The 15,973-nt window shown below is 60.0% G+C and carries 14 protein-coding genes; 4 read left to right on the top strand and 10 right to left on the bottom strand.

Translation table 11 applies throughout. The annotated features are described in order from the left end of the window. The first annotated feature begins 245 nt into the window (after positions 1 to 245). Positions 246 to 1,337 (top strand): calcium:proton antiporter, encoded by a 1,092-nt coding sequence (locus tag ACIPIZ_RS24850; protein ID WP_105709450.1) that lies wholly within the window; start codon positions 246 to 248, stop codon positions 1,335 to 1,337. A 127-nt stretch (positions 1,338 to 1,464) separates the two neighbouring features. On the opposite strand, the gene ACIPIZ_RS24845 is transcribed toward ACIPIZ_RS24850, so the two are convergent. The 3 genes from ACIPIZ_RS24845 to ACIPIZ_RS24835 form a co-directional block, all read right to left on the bottom strand. Further along, positions 1,465 to 2,823, bottom strand: a complete 1,359-nt coding sequence (locus ACIPIZ_RS24845) for an 8-oxoguanine deaminase (protein WP_064387749.1) — start codon at positions 2,821 to 2,823, stop codon at positions 1,465 to 1,467. A gap of 252 nt (positions 2,824 to 3,075) precedes the next feature. Beyond that, positions 3,076 to 3,762 carry an SDR family oxidoreductase gene (locus ACIPIZ_RS24840; protein ID WP_401168018.1) on the bottom strand — a complete coding sequence of 229 codons (687 nt, stop codon included), beginning with the start codon at positions 3,760 to 3,762 and terminating at the stop codon, positions 3,076 to 3,078. Positions 3,763 to 3,784: 22 nt separating this feature from the next. Continuing rightward, complete coding sequence (locus ACIPIZ_RS24835; protein WP_077570877.1) at positions 3,785 to 4,135, bottom strand: MerR family transcriptional regulator; 351 nt, start codon at positions 4,133 to 4,135, stop codon at positions 3,785 to 3,787. Positions 4,136 to 4,218: 83 nt separating this feature from the next. On the opposite strand from ACIPIZ_RS24835, the gene ACIPIZ_RS24830 reads away from it, so the two are divergent. Continuing rightward, complete coding sequence (locus tag ACIPIZ_RS24830) at positions 4,219 to 4,653, top strand: hypothetical protein (protein ID WP_401168015.1); 435 nt, start codon at positions 4,219 to 4,221, stop codon at positions 4,651 to 4,653. 58 nt (positions 4,654 to 4,711) lie between these two features. Here ACIPIZ_RS24830 and ACIPIZ_RS24825 read toward each other — a convergent pair whose 3' ends face one another. The 7 genes from ACIPIZ_RS24825 to ACIPIZ_RS24795 form a co-directional block, all read right to left on the bottom strand. Beyond that, a complete protein-coding gene (locus ACIPIZ_RS24825) occupies positions 4,712 to 5,638 on the bottom strand; it encodes an ABC transporter permease (RefSeq protein ID WP_064118442.1) in 927 nt (308 codons plus the stop codon). Further along, complete coding sequence (locus tag ACIPIZ_RS24820; RefSeq protein ID WP_122855029.1) at positions 5,638 to 6,744, bottom strand: ABC transporter permease; 1,107 nt, start codon at positions 6,742 to 6,744, stop codon at positions 5,638 to 5,640. Before ACIPIZ_RS24820 ends, ACIPIZ_RS24825 begins: the two co-directional genes overlap by 1 nt. Positions 6,745 to 6,757: 13 nt before the next feature. Next, complete coding sequence (locus tag ACIPIZ_RS24815) at positions 6,758 to 8,305, bottom strand: ABC transporter ATP-binding protein (RefSeq protein WP_401167984.1); 1,548 nt, start codon at positions 8,303 to 8,305, stop codon at positions 6,758 to 6,760. Between the two features lie 642 nt (positions 8,306 to 8,947). After that, positions 8,948 to 9,529: an IMPACT family protein gene (locus ACIPIZ_RS24810; RefSeq protein WP_401167982.1), complete on the bottom strand. Its 582-nt coding sequence runs from the start codon at positions 9,527 to 9,529 to the stop codon at positions 8,948 to 8,950. A gap of 7 nt (positions 9,530 to 9,536) precedes the next feature. Next, positions 9,537 to 10,187, bottom strand: a complete 651-nt coding sequence (locus ACIPIZ_RS24805) for a TetR/AcrR family transcriptional regulator (RefSeq protein WP_064387743.1) — start codon at positions 10,185 to 10,187, stop codon at positions 9,537 to 9,539. 88 nt (positions 10,188 to 10,275) lie between these two features. Next, positions 10,276 to 11,664, bottom strand: a complete 1,389-nt coding sequence (locus ACIPIZ_RS24800) for a uracil-xanthine permease family protein (protein ID WP_401167979.1) — start codon at positions 11,662 to 11,664, stop codon at positions 10,276 to 10,278. A 131-nt stretch (positions 11,665 to 11,795) separates the two neighbouring features. Next, complete coding sequence (locus ACIPIZ_RS24795) at positions 11,796 to 12,716, bottom strand: LysR family transcriptional regulator (protein ID WP_187681304.1); 921 nt, start codon at positions 12,714 to 12,716, stop codon at positions 11,796 to 11,798. A 138-nt stretch (positions 12,717 to 12,854) separates the two neighbouring features. On the opposite strand from ACIPIZ_RS24795, the gene ACIPIZ_RS24790 reads away from it, so the two are divergent. Together ACIPIZ_RS24790 and ACIPIZ_RS24785 are read left to right on the top strand one after the other, a co-directional pair. Then, complete coding sequence (locus tag ACIPIZ_RS24790; RefSeq protein ID WP_064387740.1) at positions 12,855 to 14,204, top strand: aspartate aminotransferase family protein; 1,350 nt, start codon at positions 12,855 to 12,857, stop codon at positions 14,202 to 14,204. A 76-nt stretch (positions 14,205 to 14,280) separates the two neighbouring features. Continuing rightward, positions 14,281 to 15,774 carry a CoA-acylating methylmalonate-semialdehyde dehydrogenase gene (locus ACIPIZ_RS24785; protein WP_038360740.1) on the top strand — a complete coding sequence of 498 codons (1,494 nt, stop codon included), beginning with the start codon at positions 14,281 to 14,283 and terminating at the stop codon, positions 15,772 to 15,774. The last annotated feature ends 199 nt before the right edge of the window (positions 15,775 to 15,973 follow it).

Below are 15,973 nucleotides of genomic sequence, written 5' to 3'. Positions count from 1 at the left end.
TCAGGGCCAATGCAAATTGCTGACCAATAGGACAACAAACAAAAAAGATCGCAGCCTTCGGCAGCTCCTACATGGGAATGCGCAACCTGTAGGAGCTGCCGAAGGCTGCGATCTTTTCAGCGCCAGAACCAACGCAGTGCAAGTCCGCGAGTTCACGCCATCGCTTGGTGCGCTAAGGTGTAACGAAACGTTAGCGCCGCCCCGCAGTCAGTAGCTCATTCGCACTCTTCGGCAAAAGGCCCGCCATGTTCACAATCCTCAAGCAAGAAAGTTTTCTGCTACTGGCCGTCATCGCCGCGTGCGTCGCCTATCCGTTGGAACACTGGATGTTGCACAGCGGCCAGATCGTCGCGCTGACTGCCGGTCTGGTGCTGATCGCCTTCATCGTCGCCGCCTCGATGCGCGTCGCCCATCACGCCGAATTGCTCGCCGAAAAGGTCGGCGACCCTTACGGCACGATGATCCTCACGCTCGCGGCCGTGCTGGTGGAAGTGGTGATTCTGGCGATCATGATGAGCAACGAAGCGTCGCCCACGCTGGTGCGTGACACGATCTATTCCGCTGTGATGCTCGACATCAATGGCATCCTCGGCCTCGCCGCGCTAATGGGCGGGATTAAACATGGCGAGCAGTCGTACAACGACGATTCGGCGCGCAGCTACAGCGTGATGATCCTCACCGCCATGGGCGTGTCGATGGTGGTGCCGGAGTTCATTCCCGAGGCCAACTGGAAGATTTATTCAGCGTTCACCATCGGTGCGATGGTGGTGCTGTATGCGCTGTTTCTGCGCATGCAGGTCGGCCCGCACAGTTACTTTTTCAGCTACAGCTACCCGGACAAACGCCGCAAGAAGGAACCGCAGGACGCGCAGGGGAAAGCCCCGAGCATCGGCCTGTCGATCGGTATTCTGGTGTTTGGCATTGTGGTGATCGGCGCCCTGGCCGAGGTGATGTCGAAGACCCTCGATCTGGGCCTCGAAGGCACTGGCGCGCCGCCGGTGATCACGGCGATTCTGGTGGCGGCGATTTCTGCGGCGCCGGAAATTTTGACCGCGTTGCGTGCAGCGTTGGCCAACCGCATGCAGTCGGTGGTGAATATTGCGATGGGCGCGTCGCTGTCGACGGTGATTCTGACGGTGCCGGTGATGGAGGCGATGGCGCTGTATACCGGCCAGCCGTTTCAGATGGCGATGACGCCGGTGCAGACGGTGATGATTTTCCTGACGTTGATCGTCAGTGCGATCAACCTGAATGACGGCGAGACCAACGCCATCGAAGGCATGACGCACTTCGTGCTGTTCGCGACCTTCATCATGCTGTCCCTGCTCGGCCTCTGATGATTGATCGTTCCCACGCTCCGCGTGGGAACGCCGCCATGGACGCTCTGCGTCCGCTGCTGGGACGCGGAGCGTCCCGAGATGCATTCCCACGCAGAGCGTGGGAACGATCATATGGGGAGGGGAATCAGGTGCCGGCGATCAGTTGGCGAGCCGCCTGGCTGTGATCGGCGATCAAGCCTTTGAGGTCAAGGCCTTCAACCTGCCCATCAACCACGCGCCACTTGCCACCAATCATCACCCGATCCGCACGATCGGCACCGCACAACAGCAGCGCCGAAATCGGATCATGGCTGCCGGAGAAGCGCAGTTCATCCAGCTTGAACAACGCCAGATCCGCCTGCTTGCCCACGGCAATCTCACCTATGTCGGTGCGGCCCAGCAAGCTCGCCGAACCCTTGGTCGCCCAGCCCAGCACGCGTTCCGGGGTGATCTTCTCGGCGCCGTAACGCAGACGCTGGATGTACAACGCCTGACGCGCTTCGAGAATCATGTTCGAGGCATCGTTGGACGCCGAACCATCGACGCCCAGACCAAACAACGCACCGGCGTCAGTCAGATCGATACTCGGGCAGATGCCGGAAGCCAGACGCATGTTCGAGCTCGGGCAATGGCAAATACCGGTGCCGGCCTGGCCGAGGCGGGCGATTTCATCCGGGTTGAAGTGAATGCCGTGGGCCAGCCAGGTGCGCGGGCCGAGCCAGCCGACGCTGTCGAGATAATCGACGGTGCGCAGGCCAAAACGCTGCAGGCAGAAGTCTTCTTCATCGAGGGTTTCAGCCAGGTGCGTGTGCAGGCGCACGTCGAGTTTGTTCGCCAGTTCGGCGCTGGCCGACATGATTTCCGGGGTCACCGAGAACGGCGAGCACGGCGCCAGCGCGATCTGGATCTGCGCGCCGTCGCCGCGTTCGTGGTATTCGTGAATCAGGCGCTGACTGTCGTCGAGAATCACCTGACCTTCCTGCACGGTCTGCTGCGGCGGCAGGCCGCCGTCCTTCTCGCCGAGGCTCATCGAACCGCGGGTGAGCATGGCGCGCATGCCCAGTTCACGGACACTTTCGACTTGCACGTCGATGGCGTTTTCCAGGCCGTCCGGGAACAGGTAGTGGTGGTCGGCAGCGGTGGTGCAGCCCGACAGCAGCAATTCGGCCAACGCGACTTTGGTGGCGAGGGCGAGTTTCTCAGGTGTCAGTCGCGCCCATACCGGATACAGGGTTTTCAGCCACGGAAACAACGGCTGATTGACCACCGGCGCCCAGGCGCGAGTCAGGGTTTGATAAAAATGGTGGTGAGTGTTGATCAGGCCCGGCAGGATCACATGCTCGCGAGCATCAAAGACTTCATTGCACGGCGCCGACGGCTGTTGGCCGGCCGCAAGCACTTCGACGATGACACCGTCTTGCACGACAAGACCGCCACGGGCATCGAGCTCGTTGGAGGTGAAAATGGCGAGGGGATTTTTTAACCAGGTACGGGTCGCGGGCATGTTGCCGGCTCCTCTGAAAATTGGGTTCAGGGTTGCCAGCTCAGTGATGCCCTGTCTGCTGATCCAGGGTCGCCGCGGGGACGAGGCGCGCAGTTTCAAACAAAACGCCGCATCGGGCAAGCCCAACCCGACCAGACAACACGGTCCCGTGTAGGAGTGAGCCTGCTCGCGATAGCGGTGTGTCAGTCGGAAGATTTGTGTCTGACACACCGCTATCGCGAGCAGGCTCACTCCTACAGGGGATTTGGGTGCTTACCAGGGAATGGTTTCACCTTTGTAATTGATGAAGTGATGCCCACCTTTACCGGTATAAGCATTCACCTGATCAACCAACCCACGGGTGCTGGTTTCCACATCCAGATCCGCCCCTTCGCCACCCATGTCGGTCTTCACCCAACCCGGATGCAGCGACAACACCGTCATCTTCTGCTCGCCCAATTGCGTAACAAAACTGTTGGTCATCGAATTCAGCGCAGCCTTGCTCGCCTTGTACAGCGCCAGTTCCGGCGCGTCCGGCATGGTCACGCTGCCGAGCACCGAACTCATGAACGCGAGCACGCCGCTACCGTCACGAATCTGCCCGGCAAAGCGTTGGGCCAGATTGATCGGCGCCACGGCGTTGGTGAAAAACAGCTGGCCGACTTCGGCCAGTGTCGCGCCTCCCGGGGCCTGATCGGCCGGGCCTTTGACCCCGGCGTTGACGAACAGCAGGTCGAAGGTTTCGCCCTTGAGCTGTTGGCTCAGAGCGATCACCGCTTGCTGATCGTCCATGTCGAGCTTCTCGATCCGCACCTTGCCCAGCGCTTGCAGCGTCTCGGCGTTTTGCGGATTGCGCACGGTGGCGGTGACCTGCCAGCCGTCGGCCAGCAGGGTTTTCACCAGACCGAGGCCAAGGCCCCGGGAGGCGCCGATGATCAGTGCGTTTTTTGCAGACATGATGGGCTTCCTTGATGAATGAGGATCATGGATTCAATGGACAGGCCTGACCGAGGCGAAGTTGCAGCTCTTGCCGCAGCGCGTCGAGTTCGCGCATGCGGGTTTCGATCAGTTGCAGTTTGTCGCGCAGCAATTGCGCGACGGCGTTGTCCGGATCGGGTGCGTTCCACAACGCGGCCACGCTGTCGCCGATCTCGCCGAGGGTAAATCCCAGACGCTGCGCCGTTTTGATATAGAGCACCAGTTGCACCATCTCCGGCGGATAGTCGCGGTAACCATTGGCACTGCGCTGCGCCGCAATCAACCCGCGCTGCTCGTAGAAACGCAGGGTGTCACGGCTGACGGCGCTGGCCTGGGCTAATTCACCGATGCGCATGGCGACTCTCAAAAGGGCTATTGACCCTGGAGCATACTCCAGGCTTTACCGTGGTTGCTCCTCAAATTTCTGGAGCATGGATGATGTGGACTTCAACGCAATATCGCAACGTGGTGCGCGGCAGTGCCTGGTATGACCTGGTCGTCACGGCGGCGTTTGCCACGCCGTGGAGTTTTGCGCTTGTGCATGGGATGTTGAGCGCGCTGGATTTGCCCGGCGAACTGCCGGCGTTTCAGCCTGTGCATCTGTTGATGGCGAATCTGCTGGGGTCGGTGGTGTGTGTTTGGGCAGTGCTGCGGATTCGTGATCCGCAGGCGCTTTATGGACGGTATGACGCGGTGGCGCGGTTTCTGTTTGCGGCTTGGCAGGCGTATGCCTTGTTGCACGGCGCCAGTTCGATTCTGATTGTTTTCCTGGTCTTCGAACTGGCGTGGGGCATTGCTCAGGTGTTGCCTGTGAGGGCCTCATCGCTGGCAAGCCAGCTCCCACAGTGTCCGAGTAGTGCGCAAAATTTGTGATCAGCACTAAACCTGTGGGAGCTGGCTTGCCAGCGATGGGGCCATTGACATCACTACATTAATGCCCCGCCTGCCAAGGCTGCCCAAGCGAAACCGGCGCATACAACCGCGTCCGCAACGCATCCCGCGACAACAGCACCAACACCACAATCGTTGCCACGTACGGCAGCATCGCCAGCAAACTCGACGGAATCGCCAGCCCCAACCCCTGCGCCACCAGGTGCAGGATGCTGGCGAGCCCAAACAGATACGCCCCGAGCAGCAACCGCCACACCCGCCAACTGGCAAACACCACCAGCGCCAGCGCAATCCAGCCGCGCCCGGCGGTCATGTTTTCGGCCCACATCGGCGTGTACGCCAGCGACAGATACGCGCCGGCCAATCCGGCCATCGCCCCGCCAAACAGCACTGCCAGGGTGCGCACGGTCAACACCGGCAAACCCATCGCACTGGCCGCATCCGGGTTCTCACCCACAGCTTGAATGATCAACCCGACACGACTTTTGATGATCACCCACGCCACCAGCGCAAACAGCGCGAACGACAGATACACCAGCAGATCCTGGGCAAACAGCATCCGCCCGATCAGCGGAATCTCACTCAGATAGGGAATCGCCAACGGCTCAAAACCGGCCAGCGGTTTGCCTACCCAGGCCGCACCGACAAAGGTCGACAGCCCGACACCGAAAATCGTCAGGGCCAAACCGGTCGCCACCTGATTGGCGTTGAACACCAGCGCCACCAAGGCAAACAGCGACGACAGCAACATCCCGGCGAGCATCGCCAGCAATACGCCAAGCCACAGGTTGCCGCTGTTCAGCGCGACGATAAAGCCGATCACCGCGCCAAACAGCATCATCCCTTCTTGACCGAGGTTGAGCACGCCGCTCTTCTCGCAGATCAGTTCACCCAACGCCACCAGCAACAGCGGCGTGCCGCAACGCACCATGGCGTAAAAAATATTGCTCAACAGATCGATATCCATCACAGCGCTCCGGCGGTTACGGCAGTGGTCGAAGTGCGCTTCGCCCAGCGCAGGTTCAGGCGTGGCCGATAGAGAATCAGCACGTCACAGGCGAGCAGGAAAAACAGCATCATTCCCTGAAACAATTGGGTGATCGCCTGCGGCAGGTTCATCGTCATCTGCGCGCTCTCGCCACCGATGTACAGCAACGCCATCAACAGGCTGGAAAACAGAATACCGATCGGATTGAGGCGCCCGAGGAACGCCACGGTAATCGCCGCATAGCCATACCCCGGCGACACCTGCGGCACCAATTGGCCAATCGGCCCGGTGACTTCACAGACTCCCGCCAGCCCGGCCAAACCACCGCTGATCAACAGCGCCAGCCAGATCAAGCGCTTCTCGCGAAAGCCGACAAACCCCGCCGCACGCTTGTCCAGCCCAAGCACCTTGATCTGGAAACCGACAAAGCTTTTCTGCAACAACACCCAAACCGCCACCAGTGCGAGCAAGGCGAAATACACCCCGGCATGCACGCGACCATCCTCCATCAGCAGCGGCAAACGGCTGGCATCACCGAACATCGCCGACTCGGGAAAGTTGAACCCGGCGGGATCCTTCAACGGCCCGTGTACGCAGAACAGCAGCAGGTTCAGCGCGATGTAATTGAGCATGATGCTGGTGAGGATTTCGTTGGCATTGAAGCGGGTGCGCAACCACGCCGTCAGCCCGGCCCACGCCGCGCCGGCGAGGGTGCCGATGAGCAGAATAAATACCAGCGCCCAACGGCTTTGCATGTCGATGACGTTCACCGCCAGCGCGCTGCCGGCGAGGGCGCCGAGGAGCAATTGCCCCTCGGCGCCGATGTTCCAGATCCGCGCCTGATACGCCACCGCCAGACCCAATGCACAGAGCAAGATCGGCAGCGTTTTCACCAGCCATTCGGAGATGCCATACAAATCGCTGACCGGTGCGATCAGCAGCGTGTGCAAGGTTTGCAGCGGGTCATGGCCGAGGGCGATGAACAGTAGCGAGCCGCAGCCAAGCGTGAGCACCGCCGCCAACAACGGTGAGCACCACAACATCAAGCGCGATTGCTGGCCACGGGGTTCGAGGGAAAGCAGCATTTGGAAAACTCCGTTAAACCGTGGCGGCTGAAGGTGGGTTGTCGAACTGGCCGGCCATCCAGCCGCCGACGTCGCTGAGTTGCGTGTCGCCGGTGTTGTGCAGCGCCGACAGCCGCCCGCCACAAAGCGCGCCGAGGCGGTCGCTGATCTGGAACAGTTCATCGAGGTCTTCGGAAATCACCAGAATCGCCGCACCGGCATCGCGCAACGCGATCAGCGCGCGGTGGATGGTCGCGGCAGCACCGACGTCGACGCCCCAGGTCGGGTGCGCGGCGATCAGCAGTTTCGGTTGCTGAAGGATTTCCCGGCCGAGGATGAATTTCTGCAGATTGCCGCCGGACAAACTGCGCGCGGCAGTTTGCGTGTCCGGGGTTTTCACGCCGAAGCGCTGAATGATCTGTTGGGCGAGGGCTTCGACTTTGCCGCGCTGGATTAGCCCGTTGCTGACTAAACCTTGTTGGAAAGCCGTCAGCAGGGCGTTGTCCGCCAGACTCAGTTCCGGCACCGCGCCGTGACCGAGACGCTCGGCCGGCACGAATGCCAGGCCCAGTTTGCGTCGCGCATCCGGGCGTAAATCAGCGACGTGTTGTTCGGCGAATCGAATGGTCGCGGCTTGCGCCCGAGGCAAGGTTTGTTCGCCACTGAGCAGGGCCAGCAATTCATCCTGACCGTTGCCCGCGACCCCGGCGATGCCGACGATTTCACCACTGCGCACTTGCACATCAATGTCAGTCAGCGTGCAGCCGAACGGATCCGGGTTGTGCCAACTCAAGCCCTTCACCTGCAAAAACGCCGCGCCGCCGCTGACCTTCGGATAGTCACCAATCAACGCCGCCGCTTCGCCAACCATCATCTGCGCCAACTGCTGATCGGAGCATTCGGCCGGCACGCAATGCCCGGACACGCGCCCGCCGCGCAAAACCGTCGCGCTGTGACACAACGCCCGAACCTCGCCGAGTTTGTGGCTGATAAACAGAATACTGCAGCCCTCCGAGGCGAGGCGGCGCAGGGTGATGAACAACTCGTCTGCCTCCTGCGGTGTCAGCACTGAGGTCGGTTCGTCGAGAATCAGCAGACGGATGTCCTGCATCAGGCAGCGAATGATTTCCACCCGTTGCCGCTCGCCAATCGACAGGCTGTGGACAAGTCGCTCCGGCTCCAGCGCCATGCCATAACGGCGCGACACTTCGCGAATCTTCGGTTCCAGTTGTTTCGGCGTACCGGCGGCCGCGCCCATCGCCAGGGCAATGTTCTGCGCCACGCTGAGGGTTTCGAACAGCGAGAAATGCTGGAACACCATGCCGATGCCCAACTGCCGCGCCTGTGCCGGGTTGCGGATATTCACCCGTTGACCTTGCCAGAGCATCTCGCCCGAATCGGCCTGGGTAACGCCGTAGATGATCTTCATCAGGGTGCTTTTGCCCGCGCCGTTTTCGCCGAGCAGGGCGTGGATTTCTCCGGGGGCGATGGTCAGGTCGATGGCGTCGTTGGCCAGACAACCGGGATAGCGTTTGCTGATATGGCGCAATTGCAGGCGCGGGGTTGCAGGAGCAATGGGCATGACAGGCTCGACTTGCTTGGAGTTGTGCCTGTGGATAAAGCAATTTCCTGGCCATTGAGTCAGGAACGCGAGCGGGCCGCGTGTGCGAGTGCCTGAAGCAGAGCATTGCCTGCAAAACTGGCTGGGCTCACGGCACCAATTCAGAGCAAAGCCGTTGATCGGGCTCCAGTTTTGCCCGTTGGCAACTGATCAAAAAACGAGCAAACACGTGTGAGTCAGGCAGAACCTGAGACTGCGCCAGCCATGAACGGGTTATCCACAGCTTGTTCCACAGTTATTGTGCGCAAGCCGCAAACCCGGGCATAAGCACTGCGGTGCTTTCTTCTAATGGTGATAAACCGCGCTAACTGTCTGTTTCTGTTTGAAATTTTCGTTTCGTCGGTTGAATTGAACGAAAAGTGAGCAAACCGCGCAAAGCCACGTGACAGAAGGGTTACAGCGTTATGTGCTCAGGTTATCCACAGTCGGGTGCACAGCAGATGTGGGCAACTCCGGGGAATATCGGAAAAGGGTGATGCCCTAAAAGATCGCAGCCTTCGGCAGCTCCTACACGAAAACGCCGATACCGGGATCACCCACAAAATTCATGACAACCCCGGATCCTGTAGGAGCTGCGGAACGCTGCGATTTTTTGATGTTGCTTCACCGCTGCAACAAAATTCGTCCACGACTCAAATCCGCTAGCTGGGTTTGCAAAACCTCGATCTGCGCCTCCCCCACCGCCAACTTCAACTCAACCCCATTTGCCGTGAAGTTTTCTTCGATAACCAATCCACCGAGATCGGCCACCCGCAACTTCACCAACGCCAACTCGGCAAACCCGCAAGCACAACTCAATGGCACCCGGCTAATCAGCTCAACCTTGGCCGCCGTCTGCAAACACTTGTTCGCGCCACCGCCATAGGCCCGGGCCAACCCGCCAGTCCCCAGTTGAATCCCGCCGTACCAACGAATCACCAACACCGCGACCTGATCGCAATCCTGCGCTTCAATCGCCGCGAGAATCGGCCGACCCGCCGTGCCGCCCGGCTCGCCGTCGTCATTGCTGCGATATTGATCGCCAAGTTTCCACGCCCAGCAATTGTGCGAGGCATTCAAGTCGCTGTGTTGCTCGAAGAATGCCTGCGCCTCGGCAGGGCTGCCGATCGGCGTGGCGAAGGTGATAAAGCGGCTTTTGCGAATCTCTTCGCGGTACTCGCAAAAACCGCTGAGGGTGAAAGGCATAAACGTCTTATAGAGGAGGAGTGAGGCCGCAGCCTTTGAGAATGATGCGGATCAGGTTGTTGCCGGCGTCTTCCATGTCCTGCTTGGTCAGCTTGCTGCGACCGCTGACGCGACAGATCTGCGTGGCGAAGTCGGCATAGTGCTGGGTGCTGCCCCACAACAGGAAGATCAGGTGCACCGGATCGACCGCGTCCATTTTGCCCGCATCGATCCACGCCTGAAACACTGCCGCACGGCCAGTGAACCAGGCGCGGTAATCCTGATTGAAATATTCGGTCAGGCATTCACCGCCGCTGATCACTTCCATTGCAAAGATTCGCGAGGCTTGCGGCTGGCGGCGGGAGAATTCCATCTTGGCGCGGATGTAGCGGGTCAGCGCTTCGGCCGGATCGTCCTCGGCGGTGAGCGTATTGAAGGTGCTGTCCCACAGCTCGATGATGTTGCTCAACACCGCCACGTACAAACCGAGTTTGTTGGTGAAGTAGTAATGCAGGTTCGCCTTGGGCAATCCGGCATTCTGGGCGATGGTGTTCATGCTGGTGCCTTTGTACCCGTGACGGGCGAACTCGTCTTCGGCGGCTTTGAGGATGGTCTCTTCGTTCTTCTGACGAATGCGGCTGGCGGGTTTACCGCCGTGGGCTGGGACTTCAAAGGTCATAGGCACTTCCGGGTTTGTCTGTGGGTGCAACCAGTTGCGTTGATAGCGCACCCACAGGCATCCGACAAGTCCTTGCGCGATAAAACCGTTACGCCTGTTCGATCTTGTTCAGCGGCGCGTGCACTTCAGCGGCCTCGGTTTTCGCCTCCGGCAGCAACAGGCACAGGATGATCGCGGTCAGGCCACCGCTGGTGATCGCCGAGTCGAACAGGTTCTGCACCAGTTTCGGCAGCAGGTGCAACAGGTTCGGTTGCGCAGCAATACCCAGGCCGACGCCGAACGAAGTGGCGATGATCAACATGCTGCGTCGATCCAGCGACGACTGCGCGAGGATGCGCACGCCGGCAGCGGCCACCGCACCGAACATCACCAGAGTCGCGCCGCCGAGCACCGGCTTCGGGATCTGTTGCAGCACCGCGCCGATCATCGGGAACATGCCAAGACAGAACAGGATCGCGCCGATGTACAGGCCGACGTAGCGGCTGGCGACGCCGGTCAGTTGGATCACGCCGTTGTTCTGCGCAAACGTAGTGTTGGGGAAGGCGCTGAAGGTCGCGGCGATCATGCAACTGACGCCATCGCCGAGCACGCCACCGCGCAGGCGGCTTATATAAGAAGGGCCACTGATCGGTTGGCGAGCGAGCATGCAGTTGGCGGTGAGGTCGCCAACGGTTTCGATGGTACTGATCAGATAAATCAGCGCGACCGGCAGGAAAGCCGTCCAGTCGAAGCTGAAGCCAAACTTGAACGGCGTAGGAAAACTCACCAGCGGCAAGTCAGGCAAAGGCTGCGGCAGCAGTTTGCCACTGAACCACGCGGCCAGACTGCCGAGCAGCAAACCGATGATAATTGCCGACAAACGCACCCACGGCGTATTGGAGCGGTTGAGCAGAATGATCGTCAGCAACACAAACACGCCCAGCGCCAGATTGCCCGGCGCACCGAAGTCCGGCGCATTGAAGCCACCACCCAGATCGGTGATGCCGACCTTGATCAGGCTGATACCGATCAGGGTGATGACGATCCCGGTCACCAGCGGCGTAACGACTCGACGCAATTGACCGATGAAACGGCTGAGGACGATCTGCACGATTGCGCCGAAAAAGCACACGCCGAAGATCATCGCCAGAATGTCTTCCGGGCTGCCGCCGCGTTGCTTGACCAGAAACCCCGCCGACAGCACCGCACCAAGAAAGGCAAAACTGGTGCCTTGCAGGCAAATCATCCCGGCGCCAATCCCGAACGGCCGCCGCGCCTGAATAAACGTGCCGACGCCCGAGACCATCAACGCCATGCTGATCAGATACGGCAAATACGCCGTCAGCCCCAGCGCCGAACCAATCACCAATGGCGGGGTGATGATGCCGACGAAACTGGCGAGCACGTGTTGCAGCGCCGCGAGGGTGGCGGCGAGTGGTTTGGGGCGGTCGTTGAGGCCGTAGATCAGGTCGCTGGACGGTGCGGAATCTGGCTGCATGGCTTAGGGCTTCTTATCAAAGGAACGAAGTAATTCCCCCTCTGCAAAAACCTGTCCACTTGCTCAGCTTTATGAGCGAATCACCCGTAAACGTAGGAGCTGCCGCAGGCTGCGATCTTTTGATCTTGCCTTCAACGCGTCGCCGCCAGACTCTCCAGAAAGCTTTCCAGCACCAAATGAGGGCGCCGCCCCTTGCGCGTGACCGATGCAAGGCTCAGGTCGTAGAAACGCGTTTGCGCTTTCAGCGCACGCAAGCGACCTTGCTGCACCCAAAGACTGGCGTAGTGATCCGGCAGATAACCGATGTAGCGCCCGGTCAAAATCAGAAACGCCATGCCTTCCCGGTCGGAGGCGCTGGCGGTGCAATTGAGCGCCTGGTAATGCGCCTGAATATCCGCCGGCAACCGAAACGTCGGCGCAATCGCGTCCTGACTGTTCAGGCGTTCGTCATCCAGTTGCTTGTCATCGACATAAAACAGCGGATGGCCCACCGCGCAGTAAAGCAGCGAACGTTCGCTGTACAGCGGCTGATATTCCAGCCCCGACAACGCACTGGCCTGCGGCACCACGCCGACATGCAGGCGTCCATCGAGCACGCCTTGCTCGACTTCGTTCGGCGCAATCATGCGGATCTGGATCTGCACATCCGGCCCGCGTTCCTTCAATTGCGCGAGGGCGTGGGTGATGCGCATGTGGGGGAGGGTGACGAGGTTGTCGGTCAGGCCGATGATCAGCTCACCGCGTAAATGCTGGTGCAGGCCGTTGACCTCGGTGCGAAAACTTTCCAGCGCACTTAATAGTTGCAGCGCCGATTGATAGACCTCGCGTCCTTCTTCGGTCAGCGAAAAACCGGCGCGCCCGCGCTGACACAAGCGCAAGCCAAGGCGCTGTTCAAGATCGCTCATCTGCTGACTGATCGCCGAGCGACCGATGCCGAGCACGGTTTCCGCCGCCGAGAAGCCGCCGCATTCCACCACGCTACGAAAAATCCGCAGCAGGCGAATATCAAAGTCACTCACCTGGGCTAGCGGATCGGGGCGGCGACTGCTCATCTTATTGTTCTCATTGTTTAGCAAAGTTCTAACTGAAGGTTAGAAGAGTTGGATTTCACCGACTTTATCCCCGTGGCAATTTAGCTGCAACAACGCTTTTTATCTCCCTGACGCTTATGCCCTGCGAGGTTTTGCCCGATGAACATGCCTGAAAATGCGCCGTCGCCACTGGCCAGCCAATTGAAGCTGGACGCGCACTGGATGCCGTACACCGCCAACCGCAACTTCCAGCGCGACCCGCGTTTGATCGTTGGCGCCGAAGGCAGCTGGCTGATCGACGACAAGGGCCGCAAGGTATATGACTCGCTGTCTGGCCTGTGGACTTGTGGCGCAGGCCACACCCGCAAGGAAATTCAGGAAGCGGTCTCGAAACAGTTGGGCACCCTCGATTACTCGCCGGGCTTCCAGTACGGCCACCCGTTGTCGTTCCAGTTGGCCGAGAAAATCACCGAGCTGACCCCGGGCAACCTGAACCACGTGTTCTTCACTGACTCCGGTTCCGAGTGCGCTGACACTGCGGTGAAAATGGTTCGTGCGTACTGGCGCCTGAAAGGCCAGGCGACCAAAACCAAAATGATCGGCCGAGCCCGTGGCTATCACGGCGTGAACATCGCCGGCACCAGCCTCGGCGGCGTCAACGGCAACCGCAAACTCTTCGGTCAGGCGATGATGGACGTCGATCACCTGCCGCACACGCTGCTGGCCAGCAACGCATTTTCCCGTGGCATGCCGGAGCAGGGAGGTATTGCACTGGCCGATGAGCTGCTGAAGCTGATCGAGTTGCACGATGCTTCGAACATCGCCGCCGTATTCGTCGAACCAATGGCCGGTTCCGCCGGCGTTCTGGTGCCGCCGCAGGGTTACCTGAAGCGTCTGCGCGAAATCTGCGATCAGCACAGCATCCTGCTGGTGTTCGACGAAGTGATTACCGGTTTCGGTCGTACCGGCAACATGTTCGGCGCCGACACCTTTGGCGTGACCCCGGACCTGATGTGCATCGCCAAGCAAGTCACCAACGGCGCGATCCCGATGGGCGCAGTGATTGCCAGCTCCGAGATCTACCAGACCTTCATGAATCAGCCGACCCCCGAATACGCCGTGGAATTCCCGCACGGCTACACCTATTCGGCACACCCGGTGGCGTGCGCCGCAGGTCTTGCAGCGCTCGATCTGCTGCAAAAGGAAAACCTGGTGCAGAGCGTTGCCGAAGTCGCACCGCATTTCGAAAACGCGCTGCATGGGCTGAAAGGTTCGAAGAACGTTATCGACATCCGTAACTTCGGCTTGGCCGGTGCGATCCAGATTGCCGGTCGTGATGGCGACGCCATTGTGCGTCCGTTCGAAGCGGGCATGGCCCTGTGGAAAGCCGGGTTCTACGTGCGCTTCGGCGGCGACACCCTGCAGTTCGGCCCAACCTTCAACAGCAAGCCGCAAGACCTCGATCGCCTGTTCGACGCGGTCGGCGAAGTGCTGAACAAGCTCGACTGATTTTTCCTTCTATATAGCTATGCAAATAGCAGGCGCCTCTTGCGAGCGTCTGCGCACAAGAATTCAGGAGTTTTCGATGAGCGTTATCCCGCATTTGATCAATGGCGAACTGGTGACCGAGAACGGTCGCGCGGTAGATGTGTTCAACCCGTCTACCGGTCAGGCTATCCACAAGCTGCCACTGGCCAGCCAGGCAACCATCCAGAAAGCCATCGATGCCGCCAAGGCTGCGTTCCCGGCGTGGCGCAACACGCCGCCGGCCAAACGTGCTCAGGTGATGTTCCGTTTCAAGCAACTGCTGGAGCAGAACGAAGCGCGCATCTCGCAATTGATCAGCGAAGAGCACGGCAAGACCCTGGAAGACGCTGCCGGTGAATTGAAGCGCGGTATCGAGAACGTCGAGTTCGCTTGCGCCGCTCCGGAAATCCTCAAGGGCGAGTACAGCCGCAACGTCGGCCCGAACATCGACGCATGGTCGGACTTCCAGCCGCTGGGGATTGTGGCCGGTATCACGCCGTTCAACTTCCCGGCCATGGTGCCGCTGTGGATGTACCCGTTGGCGATCGTCTGCGGTAACTGCTTCATCCTCAAGCCGTCCGAGCGTGATCCAAGCTCTACACTGCTGATTGCTCAGTTGTTGCTGGAAGCGGGTCTTCCGAAAGGCGTGATGAGCGTGGTGCATGGCGACAAGACTGCCGTGGATGCGCTGATCGAAGCGCCGGAAGTCAAAGCGCTGAGCTTCGTTGGCTCGACGCCGATTGCCGAGTACATCTACGCCGAAGGCACCAAGCGCGGCAAGCGCGTTCAGGCACTGGGCGGCGCGAAGAACCACGCAGTGCTGATGCCGGATGCCGATCTGGATAATGCGGTCAGCGCACTGATGGGGGCCGCGTACGGTTCGTGCGGCGAGCGTTGCATGGCGATCTCGGTTGCTGTGTGTGTGGGCGACCAGGTGGCGGATGCGCTGGTGGCGAAACTGGTTCCACAGATCCAGGCGTTGAAAATCGGTGCCGGCACATCGTGCGGTCTGGACATGGGCCCACTGGTGACCGGACAGGCGCGCGACAAGGTCAGCGGTTATGTGGATGACGGCGTGGCAGCGGGCGCGACCCTGGTGGTCGACGGTCGTGGGTTCAGCGTGGCGGGTCATGAAGAGGGCTTCTTCCTCGGTGGCTGCCTGTTCGACAACGTCACCCCGGAGATGCGCATCTATAAAGAAGAGATCTTCGGTCCGGTACTGTGCATCGTTCGTGTGAACAGCCTGGAAGAGGCCATGCAACTGATCAACGATCACGAATACGGCAACGGCACCTGCATCTTCACCCGTGACGGTGAAGCGGCGCGTCTGTTCTGTGATGAGATCGAAGTCGGCATGGTTGGCGTAAATGTGCCGCTGCCGGTGCCGGTGGCTTACCACAGCTTCGGCGGCTGGAAGCGTTCGCTGTTCGGCGATCTGCACGCGTACGGTCCGGACGGTGTGCGCTTCTATACCCGTCGCAAGGCGATCACTCAGCGCTGGCCGCAGCGTGCGAGCCACGAGGCTTCGCAATTCGCATTCCCTAGCCTGTAAGTAGAAGGGCAGAAGGCCGACCTCATCGAGGTCGGCCTTCGTGTTTTCGGGGTTTTTGGACCGATGTGACAGAATTATGAAAATAGGGGTTGACGGCAGATTTGAGATGTCTATAATTCGCCCCACTTCCGGCGCAGTCGAAACGGAAAACTCCTTGAGATTCAATGAGTTATGTAGGTTTCGGCAGCAGGTTGCTTCA

Source organism: Pseudomonas sp. NPDC087690, assembly GCF_044743175.1.
Lineage (GTDB): Bacteria > Pseudomonadota > Gammaproteobacteria > Pseudomonadales > Pseudomonadaceae > Aquipseudomonas.
Note: the sequence above shows the minus strand (reverse complement) of the source record. Positions and strands in the feature narration are given on the sequence as shown.

Bases quoted from the DNA above. Each gene is read 5' to 3' on its own strand.
- ACIPIZ_RS24850 (WP_105709450.1), top strand. From the start codon at position 246: ATGTTCACAATCCTCAAGCAAGAAAGTTTTCTGCTACTGGCCGTCATC.
- ACIPIZ_RS24845 (WP_064387749.1), bottom strand. From the start codon at position 2,823: ATGCCCGCGACCCGTACCTGGTTAAAAAATCCCCTCGCCATTTTCACC.
- ACIPIZ_RS24835 (WP_077570877.1), bottom strand. From the start codon at position 4,135: ATGCGCATCGGTGAATTAGCCCAGGCCAGCGCCGTCAGCCGTGACACC.
- ACIPIZ_RS24830 (WP_401168015.1), top strand. From the start codon at position 4,219: ATGTGGACTTCAACGCAATATCGCAACGTGGTGCGCGGCAGTGCCTGG.
- ACIPIZ_RS24825 (WP_064118442.1), bottom strand. From the start codon at position 5,638: ATGGATATCGATCTGTTGAGCAATATTTTTTACGCCATGGTGCGTTGC.
- ACIPIZ_RS24820 (WP_122855029.1), bottom strand. From the start codon at position 6,744: ATGCTGCTTTCCCTCGAACCCCGTGGCCAGCAATCGCGCTTGATGTTG.
- ACIPIZ_RS24815 (WP_401167984.1), bottom strand. From the start codon at position 8,305: ATGCCCATTGCTCCTGCAACCCCGCGCCTGCAATTGCGCCATATCAGC.
- ACIPIZ_RS24810 (WP_401167982.1), bottom strand. From the start codon at position 9,529: ATGCCTTTCACCCTCAGCGGTTTTTGCGAGTACCGCGAAGAGATTCGC.
- ACIPIZ_RS24805 (WP_064387743.1), bottom strand. From the start codon at position 10,187: ATGACCTTTGAAGTCCCAGCCCACGGCGGTAAACCCGCCAGCCGCATT.
- ACIPIZ_RS24800 (WP_401167979.1), bottom strand. From the start codon at position 11,664: ATGCAGCCAGATTCCGCACCGTCCAGCGACCTGATCTACGGCCTCAAC.
- ACIPIZ_RS24795 (WP_187681304.1), bottom strand. From the start codon at position 12,716: ATGAGCAGTCGCCGCCCCGATCCGCTAGCCCAGGTGAGTGACTTTGAT.
- ACIPIZ_RS24790 (WP_064387740.1), top strand. From the start codon at position 12,855: ATGAACATGCCTGAAAATGCGCCGTCGCCACTGGCCAGCCAATTGAAG.
- ACIPIZ_RS24785 (WP_038360740.1), top strand. From the start codon at position 14,281: ATGAGCGTTATCCCGCATTTGATCAATGGCGAACTGGTGACCGAGAAC.